The 14,237-nt window shown below is 66.9% G+C and carries 7 protein-coding genes; 6 read left to right on the top strand and 1 reads right to left on the bottom strand.

Features of this window, described 5'->3' with window-relative positions:
- Nucleotides 1–36 precede the first annotated feature (36 nt).
- From addB to FMZ75_RS10135, 5 genes are all read left to right on the top strand, one after another.
- Nucleotides 37–3,153, top strand: a complete 3,117-nt coding sequence (gene addB, locus FMZ75_RS10115; protein WP_166142584.1) for a double-strand break repair protein AddB — start codon at nt 37–39, stop codon at nt 3,151–3,153.
- An 896-nt stretch (nt 3,154–4,049) separates the two neighbouring features.
- Nucleotides 4,050–5,138, top strand: coding sequence for a MerR family transcriptional regulator (locus tag FMZ75_RS10120; protein WP_166142586.1), 1,089 nt, complete (start codon nt 4,050–4,052; stop codon nt 5,136–5,138).
- Nucleotides 5,139–5,677: 539 nt separating this feature from the next.
- The gene (locus tag FMZ75_RS10125) at nt 5,678–7,072 is read left to right on the top strand and encodes an MFS transporter (protein ID WP_166142588.1); all 1,395 of its coding nucleotides are present in this window, start codon (nt 5,678–5,680) and stop codon (nt 7,070–7,072) included.
- Between the two features lie 31 nt (nt 7,073–7,103).
- Nucleotides 7,104–10,571: a double-strand break repair helicase AddA gene (addA, locus tag FMZ75_RS10130; RefSeq protein WP_166142590.1), complete on the top strand. Its 3,468-nt coding sequence runs from the start codon at nt 7,104–7,106 to the stop codon at nt 10,569–10,571.
- A gap of 87 nt (nt 10,572–10,658) precedes the next feature.
- Nucleotides 10,659–11,474, top strand: a complete 816-nt coding sequence (locus tag FMZ75_RS10135) for a lipopolysaccharide assembly protein LapB (RefSeq protein ID WP_146188376.1) — start codon at nt 10,659–10,661, stop codon at nt 11,472–11,474.
- 219 nt (nt 11,475–11,693) lie between these two features.
- On the opposite strand, the gene FMZ75_RS10140 is transcribed toward FMZ75_RS10135, so the two are convergent.
- A complete protein-coding gene (locus tag FMZ75_RS10140; RefSeq protein WP_246728885.1) occupies nt 11,694–12,668 on the bottom strand; it encodes a DUF2778 domain-containing protein in 975 nt (324 codons plus the stop codon).
- A 536-nt stretch (nt 12,669–13,204) separates the two neighbouring features.
- Between FMZ75_RS10140 and FMZ75_RS10145 the strand changes: the two genes are divergently transcribed.
- On the top strand, nt 13,205–14,182 hold the full coding sequence (locus FMZ75_RS10145; RefSeq protein ID WP_166142592.1) for a helix-turn-helix domain-containing protein: 978 nt from the start codon (nt 13,205–13,207) through the stop codon (nt 14,180–14,182).
- Nucleotides 14,183–14,237: the final 55 nt, after the last annotated feature.

The following is a 14,237-nucleotide window of genomic DNA, read 5'->3' on the forward strand; positions in this document are numbered from 1 at the left end:
TCCGCTCATGCTTTCTTTCCACCCGCCGAGAGAAAAATGGCGCCTCGCTACGTATTTTCCATAGGCCCTGGCGCCTCCTTTCTCGGCGCCTTCACGCGAGCGCTGCTGGATGGCGCGATCATCCCCGGCCTCTCGCGCGAGAGCGGCCCGCTGGCTCTGGCCGCCACCAAGATCTATGTGCCGACTCAGCGCGCCGCGCGGGCGCTGGCGGCGCAATTCTCCACCGCGATCGAGGCGCCGGCGGCGTTGCTGCCGCGCATATTGCCGCTCGGCGATCTCGACGAGCAGGAGGCCTCGGCGCTGTTCCACGCCGATCTCGATTCCAGCGAGGCGACGCTGGAGCTGGCGCTGGCGCCGGCGATCGAAGAGCTCGACCGCCGGCTGATTCTAGCCGAGCTGGTGCTGCAATGGGCGCGCGCGCTGCGCCACGCCATCGTCTCCATCGATTCGACCGGCGCTGTCGAGCACGACCCGCGCGAAATGCTGCTGATCGCCCCCTCCCCTGCCAGCGCCTATGCGCTCTCCGGCGAGTTGGCGCGACTCATCGACGAATTCGCGATCGAGAAGCTCGGCGCCGGCGCGCTCGGCGACCTCGCGGAGGAGGCCTATGACCGCTTCTTCGCGATCACCGCCAATTTTCTGAAAATCGCGCTCGAGGATTGGCCGAACATGCTCGCCGCCCGCGGACTCATCGACCGCGCCGCGCGACAGACGGCGCTGATCGAGGCGCAGATCGCGCATCTCGAGCGCGGCGGCGCGCGCGGCCCGGTGATCGCGCTCGGCTCTACCGGCGCGCATCCGGCGACGGCGCGCCTTTTGGCGGCGATCGCCCGGCTGGAGCGCGGGGCGGTGATTCTGCCCGGCCTCGATCTCGAGCTGGACGAAGCCGCCTGGCGCCGCGTCGGCGACGATGGCGAGAATGAGCGCGACGAGCCGAGCTTCACCCATCCGCAGACTTTGCTGAAGCGTCTCCTCTCCACTCTGGGCGTCACGCGCGAGGAGGTCCTCCCCATCGGCTTCGCTCCGCCCGTGCTGCAGGCGCGGACGCGGCTGCTGGCCGAGGCGCTGCGCCCCGCCGATTGCACCGATTATTGGCGCGAGTTCCGCGCCGCCGCGGCCGAGGGCTTCGTCGAAGCACTCGCCGGCGTCTCCTTCATCGAGGCGGCGGACGAGCGCGAGGAGGCGCTGGCCCTCGCCCTTTCCATGCGCGAGGCGCTGGAGACTCCGGGCCGCACGGCGGCGCTCATCACGCCCGATCGCGACATCGCCCGCCGCGTCTGCGCCGAGCTGGCGCGCTGGGGCGTGGAGGTCGACGATTCGGCCGGCCGACCGCTGGGCGCGACGCCGATCGGCGCGCTGGCCCGGCTCGTCGCCGCCACCGCGGAGGACGGCGCCTCGGCCATAGACGCCGCCGCTCTGCTCGCCCATCCGCTGACGCGCCTCGGCCTCGAGCGCGAAGAGATCGAGCGCCTCGCCCCGCTCGTCGAGATCGCCGTGCTGCGCAATGTCGAGAGCGGCGGCAGCTTCGCCGCAATGGCCGCGCCGGCCCGCCGCCTCGCCGACGAGACGCACGCCCATCCGGCGCTGAAACGTATTTCCGAGGAAGACTGGCGCGCGATCGACGACCTCCTCGCCCGCCTCGACGAAGCCCTTCTTCCCCTCGCCGCGCTCACGCCCGAGGCCCGCCCCGGCGAGCGCGCGCGCGCTCATGCGCTGGCGCTGGAACGAATCGCCGGCGCGGAGCCCGCGGGCGAGGGCGTCGAGCAATTGCTGCAGCTCTTCGACGCGCTCGAGGCCTCGGACAGCGCGCTCGTCTTCGACGCCGGCGGCTACGCCTCCTTCTTCGATCGCCTCGCCTTCGAGACGAGCGCGCCCAGCCCGCGCCGCGCGCATCCGCGTCTCAAAATTCTCGGCCTGCTGGAAGCGCGCCTGCTCGACGCCGATCTCGTGCTGCTCGCCGGGCTCGACGAGACGATCTGGCCGCCTCAGGCCGAATCCGGCGCCTTTCTCAATCGCGCCATGCGCCGACAATTGGGCCTCTCGCCGCCGGAGCGCCGCATCGGTCAGACGGCGCATGACTTCTCCATGGCCTTCGGCGCGGCGGAAGTCGTCGTCAGCCGCGCGAAAAAGCGCGACGGCGCGCCGACCGTGGCGTCTCGCCTCATCGCGCGATTGGCGGCGCTCTCGGGCGAGGCTTTCGCCGCCTGCAAGGCGCGCGGCGATGAAAAATGCGCGCTCGCCGCCGCGCTGGATCGCCCGCAGGAGATTCGCGCCATATCGCGCCCGCTGCCGCGCCCGCCGGTGGAGCTGCGGCCGACGCGGCTCAGCGTCACGCGCATCGAAAAGCTGCGCCGCGACCCCTATTCCGTCTTCGCCGAATCTATTCTGCGTCTGCCGCCCTTGCCGCCGCTCGGCGCGCCCAAGGGCGCCCGCGAGATCGGCGTCGCCGTTCATGCGGCGCTGGCGAAATTCCAAGAGGCGCATCCCAAAGGCCCGCTGCCGGACGATGCGCGCACGCTGCTCGTCGATATTGCGCGCTCGGAGCTCGGCGAGTTCTTGGACGATCCTTCCTTCCTCGCCTTCGATTGGCCGCGCATAGAGGCCGGCCTCGATCATGCGCTCGCTTTCGAGCGTGAACGCCGCGAGCAGGCGCGCGAGATTTTCATCGAGAAAGGCGCCGCCTGGCGGCTGACGCTCGCCGACGGCAGCGTCTTCACCCTCTCCTGCGTCGCCGATCGCATAGAGGTGGACGCGAGCGGTGAAGCTTTCGTCTTCGATTACAAGACCGGCAATCCGCCGACCGCCTCACAAGTCGGCGCCGGCTTCTCGCCGCAGCTCACATTGGAGGCGGCGATGATCGAGGCCGGCGCTTTCGAATCCATCGGCGCGCCGCGCGTCTGCGGCGCCGCCTATGTGCGGCTCGGCGGCAAGACCGGCGGCGAGACGCAATGGCTGAAATTCAAGGACAAGTGCTTTGGCGACGTCGTCGCCGAGCATCGCGCCAATCTCTTCGTGCTGCTGAATCAGTTTCGTCTCGCCGACACGCCCTATCCCTCGCGGCCATGGGTGGAGTTCGCCTCGCGCTACAGCGATTACGACCATCTCGCACGCGTGAAGGAATGGTCGCGCGAGGGCGGCGGCGGAGAGGAGTGACGCTTCGCCGCGAAGTCACGAAGCGTTCACCATGTTCCTCGAGGCTTCGGCAAGGAATCGGCCGCCGATTTTCGGCGCTCCCGATTCGGACGGGGTTGTGCCCGTCTCGTGCCGCAATTCCACTTTCGGGACCGCGCGAAGAGGCCGATGATTCACCACTCGCTAAGCCTGTGAAGGCGGTGACGCGCCGAGCCGCGAATACACAGCGTTTACGAAGCCTTCACCATGATGATTGACGCTTCGGCAAGGAATCGACGACCCTTTTTCGGCGCTCCCGATTCGGACAGGGTTTGTGCGCGTCTCGTGCCGCAATTCCACTTTCGGGACGGCGCGAGGAGGCCGGCCGTTCACCCGTCGCTAAGCCTGCGAAGACGATGACGCGCCGTGCCGCGAAGGCACCGCATTTACGAAGCCTTCACCATGATGATTGACGCTTCGGCAAGGAATCGACGCCCCATTTTCGGCGCCCCCGATTCGGACAGGGTTTGTCCACGTCTCGTGCTGCAATTCCACTTTCGAGACGGCGCGAAGAGGCCGACGATTCACCACTCGCTAAGCCTATGAAGGCGGTGATGCGCCGAGCCGCAACGACACAGCGCTTATGAAGCGTTCACCATGATGATTGACGCTTCGGCAAGGAATCGACGGCCCATTTTCGACGCCCCCGATTCGGACAGGGTTTGTCCACCTCCCGTGCTGCAATTCCATTTTCGAGACGGCGGAGGCGACGCAGCATTCACTTTTCGCTGAGCCTATCGGCGCGACATCCAGCGCCTCGCGCGCGGTGGCGACGCCAGACACGCGGCGTCGCTCCGCGCCGCTTCCGATGTCGCAAATGACGCTTGCGCCGTCCCTTGGGTCATAGATTAGACCCGAGGAACAGGAGGGCTCGTCCAGTGAGAGAGTCGAGGCGCAAGGACGTGCTGCTAACAGCGGCGGAATGCGCGGAGCGCATCGGCGTCACGGTTCGCGGCCTCAGAACCTATGAGCAGCGCGGCCTGCTGACGCCGGCTCGTTCGGCGAAGGGCTGGAGGCTGTACGGCGAAAAGGAGATCGCCCGTCTCCACGAGGTGCTCGCTCTGAAGCGCTTCGGCCTCAGCCTCTCACGCATCGCCGCGCTGCTCGAGGGGCGCGCGGTCGATCTCGATCGAACTCTCGAAATGCAGCAGTCGGCGCTCGCCGAACAACGCCAGCGCATCGACGAGAAGCTGGCGCTCGTCGGCGCCGCCCGAACGAAGCTCTCCACGGGCGGGACGCTCTCGCTCGACGAACTCATAACGCTCGCAAAGGAGACGACCATGACGCAGACATCGCTCGACCTGATCGCGCAGCGCCGCTACGAGCAGGCGCGCCCACGCAAGACGACGCCCATAAATCCAGAAATCTACGATCGCTACATCGGCGCCTATCGCTTCGACGCGATCACGGGCGGGATAAAAATCACGCGCGTCGACGACCGGCTCTTCAGCCAAGTGACCGGACAGGCTGCCTATGAAATTTTTCCAGAGAGCGAGACCGAGTTCTTTCTGAAGGTCGTCCCGGCTCAGCTCGTCTTTTCCATAGACAGCGACCAATCAGTGAATGCGCTGACGATCCATCAGAACGGCGTCGAGCTGGTCGCGCGGCGGATCGATGAAACGGAGGCCCAGCGCGCAGCGGATGAGCTGACGCGCAGAATCCATGATAATCGGCCGCAGCCGGACAGCGAAGAAGCGATCCGCCGAACGATCGACGAAGCCCGGCGTGGAGAGATCGACGCCGCGCGCATGACGGAGCCGCTCGCCACATTGGCGCGCGAGCGAGCGGAGGCGGTCGCGGAGGAGCTCTCGGCGAAAGGCGCGCTCGGGGAGATTCGCTTCGTCGGCGTCGGCGTGGACGGCTGGGACGTCTATCGCGCGCAATTCGAAAAAAACGAGACCGAATGGCGCATCGACCTCGCCCCCGACGGCCGGGTCAGGGGCCTTTTCTTCCGCACGCTGCCCTGAGAGGCCCGGCAGGCCGCGCCGCCACGGTGAGCGAGCGGCGTGGTCGCGCGCCGAGGCGCGGCGTTCACGAAGCCTCACCTCGCTGATTGACGCTTCGGAAAGGAATCGGCCGCCGTTTTTCAGCGCTCCCGATTCGGACGTGGTTTGTGCGCGTCTCGTGCCGCCGCTCTCACTTCGGGACGGCGGAAACGGGCATGGGATTCACTTTCCGCTAAGCCTATCGGCGCAGCTTCCTGCGCCATCGAAGACACGAAGCCTCCACCACACTTTTTGACGCTTCGGAAAGGAATCGGCCGCCCATTTCCGCCGCCCCCGATTCGGACGGGCTTTGTCCACCTCTCGTGCCATTCTTCCCGCTTCGAGACGACGCCACGCAGCCGAAGATTCACGTCTCGCTAAGCAAAAGATCGGAGCCGGGGGCGGCGACCGCCTTCGATAGCGGTCAAACTACATTTCTTGTATGGTTTCCCGAAACGGCCTTCGATCCTCGCAAACGCCGGATCGACGCGCTGCATTCGGACAGGGGCGAGGAATTTGAAATGGCTCTCGAAGGGTCGGATAAAAGCTACAGAAATCGCATCATCTTCGCGAGCCTCGTCGGCACGACGATCGAATTCTTCGATTTCTACATCTACGCCACCGCCGCCGTGTCGGTGTTTCCGCTCTTGTTCTTCCCCGCCGGCGCGGGCAGCGCGGCGCTGCTCGCCTCCATGGCGACATTCGGCGTCGCCTTTGTCGCGCGGCCGATCGGCTCCGTCCTCTTCGGCCATTTCGGCGATCGCGTCGGGCGCAAGGCGACGCTCGTCGGCTCGCTGCTGCTGATGGGCCTCGCCACTTTCGCCATCGGCCTTCTGCCGACCTATCATCAGATCGGCCTGTTCGCGCCGGTCCTGCTCACCATTTTCCGTTTCAGCCAGGGCGTCGGCCTCGGCGGCGAATGGTCCGGCGCCGCCCTGCTCGCCACCGAGACCGCCGACAAGGGCAAGCGCGCCTGGGCGGCCATGTGGCCGCAGCTCGGCGCGCCATTCGGATTCATTCTCGCCAATGGATTCTTTTTGGCGCTCACCATTCTCTTCGCCTTCGACTCGACGCGCGCGACGCCGGACGAGCATTTCCTCGCCTGGGGCTGGCGGCTGCCCTTTCTGCTCTCCATTCTGCTGGTGACGCTCGGCCTCTATGTGCGCTTGAAGCTGCATGAGACCCCGGTCTTCGCACGCGCATTGGAGCGCGGCGAGAAATTGAAATCGCCACTCGCCCATGTGTTCCGCAACAATGCGAAGGAGCTTCTGCTCGGCACTTTCATCATGGTCGCGACCTATGGTCTCTTCTATCTGATGACGACGTGGATTCTCTCCTACGGCATAGGCAAGGTCGCGCTCGGCAATCTCGGCATAGGCTATCGCGATTTCCTCGTGCTGCAGCTCATATCCGTGCTGTTCTTCGCCGGCTTCATCCCCGTCTCTGGGCATCTCGCCGACAGGATCGGACGCCGCAAGCTGCTGCTGATCGTGACGACCGGCATTGTGCTGTTCGGCCTCTCCTTCCGCTTCTTCCTATCCAAGGATCTCATCGGCACGGGCGAGAGCGCCAATCGCGGGCTCATTCTGGTTTTCCTCAGCATCGGCATGTCGCTGATGGGCCTCACCTTCGGGCCTATGTCGGCCATATTGCCGGAACTCTTCCCCACCAACACGCGCTATACGGGCTCGGGCGTCTCCTATAATCTCGCCTCCATACTCGGCGCGGCGCTGACGCCCTTTGTGGCGACATGGATCGCGCAAAATTACGGAGCGGAATCGGTCGGCCTCTATCTCGCCGCGCTCGTCGCCTCGACGATCGTCGCGCTCCTCTTCGCCAAGGAGACGAAGGCGACCGATCTCGACAGCATGATCGACGAGGTGGTGGCCGAGAACATAGAGAAGACATCGCCGTAGAGCGCTTTCCTTCGCTCCGAATGGAAATTGGATGAGCGACAGACGCCCCATCGCCAAGGACACGCGGGAGCGGCAGCGTGCCGCTTCCGATCCCGCGCAATCGGCCTGGGTCGCGGCCCATGCGGGCTCGGGCAAGACGCATGTTCTCTCACAGCGCGTGGTGCGGCTGCTGCTCGCCGGCGCACCGCCTTCGCGCATTCTCTGCCTCACCTATACAAAGGCGGCGGCCGCCAATATGGCGGCGCGCATTTTCGATATTCTCGCCGGCTGGGCGCTGCTCGACGATGAGGCGCTGACCGCCGCCATTCTCGCCACCGGCGCGCCGCAGCCTTCGCGCGCGGAGCTGGTCTTCGCGCGGCGCCTGTTCGCGCGCACGGTGGAGACGCCCGGCGGGCTGAAAATTCAGACCATCCACGCCTTTTGCGAAAGGATTCTGCATCTCTTTCCCTTCGAGGCCAATGTCGCGGCCTCCTTCCGCGTGCTCGACGATCTCGAGCGCGCCGAGCTTTTGGAGCGCGCGCGGCGGCAGACGCTCGCCCGCGCCGTGCTGGACGAAGGCGAATTGCGCGCGGCGCTTGAGACGGTGTCGCGGCTCTGCTCGGGCGGGGGCTTCGACGAGTTGATCGCGGAATTGCTCGGCCATAGGGCCGCGCATCGCAATCTGTCGTCCGGCGATTATGCGGAGCTGCTGCGCGAGCGCTTAGGGCTGCGCGAGGGCGAAACGCTCGAGGCGGTGGAGCGGGAGATTATCGAAGGCGGGCTTTCGCCTCGTGACTGGCCGGGAATCACGCAGGCGCTGCGCGGCGGCGGCGCGAATGATGGGAAGCTCGGCGCGCAATTGATGATCGCTGCTGGGCTGGCCGGCGGCGCTAATGACCAGCGCTCGGCATGTGTCGAGGAATACTTGTCGGTCTTCTTCAAGAAGGACGGCGAGCCGCGCGGGCTCGGCAAGCAGAAGATGATCTCGGCCGCACTGCAAAAGCAGCAGCCCGCATTGCTGGCGCGGCTCGAGGATGAGCGCGATCGGCTCGTCGCGCTGGTGGAAAAGCGCAAGGCCGCCGCAGCCTTCGATCGCTCCATGGCGCTGGCGCGGATCGGCGACGCCATTCTCGCCGCCTATGAGCGGATGAAGAGCAATCGCGGCCTCTTCGATTTCGACGATCTCATCGAGCGCACGCGCCGGCTGTTTCAAAGCTCGAGCCCCTCCTGGGTGCTCTACAAGCTCGATTCGCGCATCGATCATATTCTCGTCGACGAGGCGCAGGACACGAGCGCGGCGCAATGGGACATATTGGCCGCGCTCGCCGATGAATTCTGCGCCGGCGCCGGCGCCACGCAGCGCATCCGCACCTTCTTCGCCGTGGGCGACGAGAAGCAGTCGATCTTCTCCTTTCAAGGCGCCGCGCCGGAGAAATTCGACGCCATGCGCCGCGATTTCGCGCGCCGTTTCCGCGACGCCGAGCTCGGCTTCGAGACGGTGCGGCTGACGCGCTCCTTCCGCTCCTCGCCGCAAGTGCTGGGCGCGGTGGATATCGTCTTCTCCGTCGAGGAGAACAGACGCGGCCTCGCTGCGGACCGCGACGAGCCCGCGCCATTGCACGAGGCCTGGAAGACCGATGTTCCGGGTCTCGTCGAAATCTGGGAGCCAGAGGCGTACGCGGGCGCGGAGACGCCGCCGGATTGGCGCCTGCCGCTCGATTATGTGAACGAGGCCGGTCCGCCGGCGCGGCTCGCGCGCAAGATCGCACGCAAGGTGAAGGCGCTGCTCGCGCCGCAAAATGGCGAATGCGTCGAGGACAAGGGCGCGATGCGCCCCGTGCGGCCCGGCGATGTGATGATCCTCGTGCGCAAGCGCGACGCTTTTTTCGAAGGCGTCATTCGCGCGCTGAAGGCGGAGGCGATTCCCGTCGCCGGCGCCGATCGGCTCGATCTCTCCGGCCACATTGCGGTGATGGACCTCGTCGCGCTCGGTCGCGTCGCGCTGCTGCGCGAGGACGATCTCACCCTCGCGACGCTGCTGAAATCGCCGCTCTTCGGCTTCACCGACGATGATCTCATCGCCCTCGCGCCCAAGCGCGAAGGCGCGCTCATCGATGCGCTCGCCGCCTCGCCGGAGCCGGCGCATAGAGAGGCGGCCGCGCGGGTAGATGCTTGGGCGCGCGAGGCGCGCACGCGCGCGCCATTCGATTTCTACAGCCATATTCTCAGCGCCGGCGGCGGGCGCGAGAGGCTGGTCGGGCGGCTCGGCCAGGAGGCCAATGACGCGATCGACGAATTTTTGCGCCTCGCGCTCTCCTTCGAGCGGGAGCAGGCGCAGGGCCTCGCCGGATTTCTCGCGGGAGTCGAGAGCCTGCAGCTCTCCGTCAAGCGCGACATGGAGGCGGCCGGCGACGCCGTGCGCGTGATGACCGTGCACGCCTCCAAAGGGCTGGAGGCGAAGATCGTCTTTCTGCCGGACACTTGCGGCGGCCCCTCCGGCCGGCATGATCCCAAAATCTTCCGGCTCGGCGAGGAGGATGGCGCGGTGCTGGTCTGGTCCAGCAATATGGCCGCCGATCCGCCCGCCGTCGCCAACGCGCGCGAGGGGCTGCGCGAGGCGGCGCGGGAGGAACATCGCAGGCTGCTCTATGTGGCGCTGACGCGCGCCGAAGAGCGGCTCTATGTCGGCGGCTTCCATGGGCCGGCGGGACGCGGCGCCGGCTGCTGGTACGACGCGATCCGCAACGCCCTCGAGCCCGCCTGCGACAGCGCGCCGGATCCGCTCGACGAGACGAAGCAGATTTTGCGCTATGGCGATGCGGCGCATGGCGCGACGGCGGCGAACGAGACGCGAGAAGCCACGGCGACCATCGTCCCGCTTTACGCGCGCGCGCCGGCGCCGGAAGAGCGCGCGCCGGCCCCGCCTTTGCGGCCGGCGACCGCTCTGGCGGCGGCCGATCCTTTCGCCGGCGAGGAGACTTCCGCCGCGCCGACGCGGCGCGACCGCGAGCGGCTGCTGGTCGGCCGCCTCACCCATGCGCTGCTGCAACGCCTGCCGGACACGCCGGCGGAGCGGCGCGTCGAGGCGGCGCTCCGCTTTCTGGAGCTGCGCGCCGCCCCGCTCGACGCCGCGCAGCGCGAGCGGCTCGTTTCCGCCGTGCTCGCGGTCATCGGCCATGCCTCGCTCGCGCCTTTGTTCGGGCCGGGCTCGGCGCCGGAGGTAGAGATCGTCGCCCGGCTCGACAGTCCGCGCGGCGAGATCGCGATTTGCGGCCGCATCGATCGCCTCGCCGAGACGGAAACCGACGTCATCGTCGCCGATTTCAAGACCGGCGCGCCGCGCCATCCGGCGACGCCGGCGCAATTGCGCCAGCTCGCCGTCTATCGCGCCGCGGCGCTGCGGCTCTATCCGCACAAAAATGTGCGCTGCGCGCTGATCTTCACGCAGAGCGCGACGATAGAGGAGCCGGAGCCCGAGGCGCTGGACGCCGCGCTGGAGGAGATTTTGGGGGAGGTGTGAAGCGAGGGAAACGCCGGACGCGCTTTCGCCGCGATCTTCGTCTAGTTTTCGTCATTATTGTCGACGCGCACATTTTGGGATCGGACCATGGAGATCGATCGCGGGGACCGCATCGCCCCGCCGCCTTCGCCGGAAAAGAGCCGACTCTGGATCGGCGTGGTCGCGGCGGTCGCCGGGGCTCTCGGCCTCGCTGTCGTCGTCGCGCCCGAGTTCGGCGATTTTTTGCGCCGCGAGGCCTATACGGCCGCGAACGCCGTCGGCGCGCCGACCCCGGCCGACGAATTTGCGCCCGTCTACGCCCGGCTGGAGATGGAGCCGCTGCGCGCGCGGCTGGTCGCCTCTCCGAAAATCTCGACGCAGCTCGCCAAGCTGCTGCGCGAGCCCTGCGACAAGCGCGCGATCACGGCTCTCGCCGAGGCGCTGATCGCCGAAGGAGAGGAGCGCGTCGCGGCGCGAAGCTTTGGCGGCTTTGCCGCGGCCTGCCCGGACAGCGCCATGGAGAAAGGCCGCGCCGGCGAATTGTTCCTGCGCATCGGCGACGCCGACACCGCGTTGAAGATCGCCGACGCGCTGATCTCCGAACAGCCGATCTATGCGGATTTTCATTATCTGCGCGCGAGGGCGCTGTTCGCCGCCAAACGCTATGACGCCGCGATCGGCGAATATAAGACGACGATCGAATTGTTCCACGATCGCGCCAAAGTGCATGAGCGCGTGTTCGTCGATCTCGCCAACGCCTATGTCGCCGTGGGCAAGCCCTGCGACGCGGCCTTCACGCTGTTTTCCTGGATCGCGCTCGATCCGCCGCGGCGCGGCACGCCGGGAGCGCGCAAGCGCGTCGAGGAATATGGCGCGCTCGGCTGCCGCAAGCTACCGGCATTCGACGAGCCGAAGGGATTGTGATTGTGAAAACCGAAAACGATCGATGCCGAGGAGCGGCGAGCGGGCCACGTCTCTAAAGCATGTGGGAAATTTCACATGCGGCCCAATAGGAGCTCCCCCTCGTGCTTCGAGACGGCCGCTGCGCGACCTCCTCGGCATGAGGGGGAAGGGTCGCAGTCCTTCGCATCAGGAGGAAAGAACCATTGCTTCCTCGGGAACGATTGCTTCGAGCGGGAACGCTCACAGCTTGCCGACGACGACGAGGCGCTTGATCTCGCCGCGCTCGAAGGCGCGCAGGAAGGCGGCGTAATTCTTGAACGACACGCAGCCGTTGGAATCGCCGCGCGGACCGAGCATGTAGGTATGCGCGAGCAGGCCGGCGCGGCCGAAGATGGCGCCCTCGCCGCCGATCGGCGTCAGCCTGATCGCGCGCACGCCATGAAACGGGCGCTCGCGGAAGGTGAGATCGTAAGTATGCGGCGGCGTGACGCCACGCATCCGCACATGCGCGAAACGCGGATCGTCGAATTTGTCGCCGAGGCCCGAATGCGCCTCGAGACGCGTGCCGTCCGGCAGATAGACCGTATGTCCGCTGATGTCGTAGACGGCCGTCTGATTGTCATAAGCCGCCGTCGGATTGCCGCGCGTCACATTGCGGAGGCCGTCGAACAGCCCCGTCTCCGGCGCCGCATAGGCGAGCGCCTCGCCAGTCGGCCGTAAGGGACCGAAGACCTTCTCGAAAAAGGAGCGGCTATCCTCTTCCGGCGCCGGCGCGGAGGCCGTCTTTCGCGCGCTGCGGATGATGGGCATGTGCACGCGCAGGCCGAATTCGGAAGGACGCGGCGGCGGCAGCGGCGCGCTGTCCGCCTCCTCCTCCGCGATCCGCTGCGCGGCGGGCGGAGCCGGCGTCGCGGCCAAAGGCGACGGCGAAGAATGGGGCGTCTCCAGCGCGGCGACCACCGTCTTGGGCGCGACATGCGAGCGCAGATCGCCGACCAGCACGCCGAAAGGAATGGAGAAGGACGGCGCCTCGATCGAGGCCGTCGTCTCGGCGGGGGAGTCGATCTCGAACGCGGCAGCCGATGGCGCGGCCGTCTCTTCCGCGCTGCGCATGGCGAGACCCGCGAGACCGCCCACTGTGAGGGCGCCTGCGACGAACAGAGTCGAGATCAGAAGGCGGCGAGATATTTCACGGCGCGACAATGAATTGAGCAAGGATCGTTCACCGGGATTCTTACGCATCCACCCCCACTTTCGGAAACACTTCCGTTACGCACACTGTCGGAGAGCTTCATGTGAAGCCGATCGACTACGCCACCCGCGCCCAGAACGAGGATCAACTCTCAGACCCCTGAACGTTCGAGAAACTGAAGTTACAATTTGGCGGTTTTTTGTCCGCTCTACGTAACTACAGCTAGAGTATTTGTGCACTCGACACGTCGAATCTTTTCGTTCGACTGACGTGAGCTGCACCGGCTATGGAAGGGAATTACGCATCAATATAGTAAACATTTCGGTAAACCCTCCGCATAATGCCCATGGGCGCGACAAACCGCACCGCGCCGCGGCGGTCACGGTTCGCGCCTCGCCTACCAGACTCTAGTCCTTTGTTTTGACGCGTTTCCAACGCCGAACCGGTGTCCACTTCGGCTGGAAACTGCATTCGCGCAGCGCGCCGAGCGGACGCAAGGGAGGTGAAAGCATCCGCGCGCCGCGCTATGCTGACTCGTCCTCCCATGGGAGAGCCTGGAATGGAACGGCGCGAGGTGAGCCATATCGACCGGGTCCGCTCGGTCATCGATGACGATGCGGCGCCCGCGGCCTCGGCGGTCGCCGCTTCATGGCGGCGCTGCGTCACGCTGCATGGGCTCGACCCGGATGCGCGCCGCGCGCCGGATTTGATCGAAGCGGCGGCGCTCCAGGACGCGCGGGAGCGGCTCGCGCCGCTGCTGCGTGCGGCGCGCAAGCCGCTCGACCGCCTGTTCGCGGCTGTCGCCGAACTCGGCTGCTGCACATTGCTCAGCAATATCGAGGGCGTGCCGCTCGAGCGGCGCAGCGCCGAGTCGGATGCGCCGGATTTCGACGCGCGTGGCCTACGTCCGGGCGCCGTCTGGAGCGAGGCGCGCGAGGGCACCAACGCGATCGGCGCCTGCCTCGCCGAAGGCCGCGCGCTGACCATTCATCGCGATCAGCATTTCCACACGCGCAACACGGGGCTGAGCTGCGCCGCGGCGCCGATCTACGATCATGAGGGGCGGCTCGCCGCCGCCCTCGACGTCTCCAGCAGTCGCGAATCTCTCCCCGGCGGCGTGGTCGCGCTCGTCGCCGTCGCTGTCGCGGAGGCCGCGCGGGCGATCGAGGCCGCGCATTTCCGCGAGGCCTTCGCCGGCGCGCGCATATTGACGGCGCCCTCCGAGCGCGGCGCGGCCTTGCTCGCCGTCGATCGGCACGATCTCGTCATCGGCGCGACGCGCGCGGCGCGGCTCGAGCTCGGCGTCACCGACGCGCGCATAGCCTCGCAGCTTCCCGCCGCCGATCTTCTCGCCGGCGGCGGCGAGGCGGAGGCCACGCTGCAAAACGCCGAGCTGGAAGACGCCGAGCGCGGCGCCATTCGCCGCGCCCTCGCCCGCGCCAATGGCAATGTCACCGCCGCCGCGCGCCTGCTCGGCGTCAGCCGCGCCACGCTGCACCGCAAGCTCGGCCGGCTCGGATTGTCGCAGGGACATTAGATTCCGTCCCGACTGTCGCAAATCTGCGACACCTCGAGGCCATTCCTGCGTTTCC

Origin of the sequence: Methylosinus sp. RM1, from assembly GCF_011378635.1 — a bacterium.
Taxonomy (GTDB): domain Bacteria; phylum Pseudomonadota; class Alphaproteobacteria; order Rhizobiales; family Beijerinckiaceae; genus Methylosinus; species Methylosinus sporium.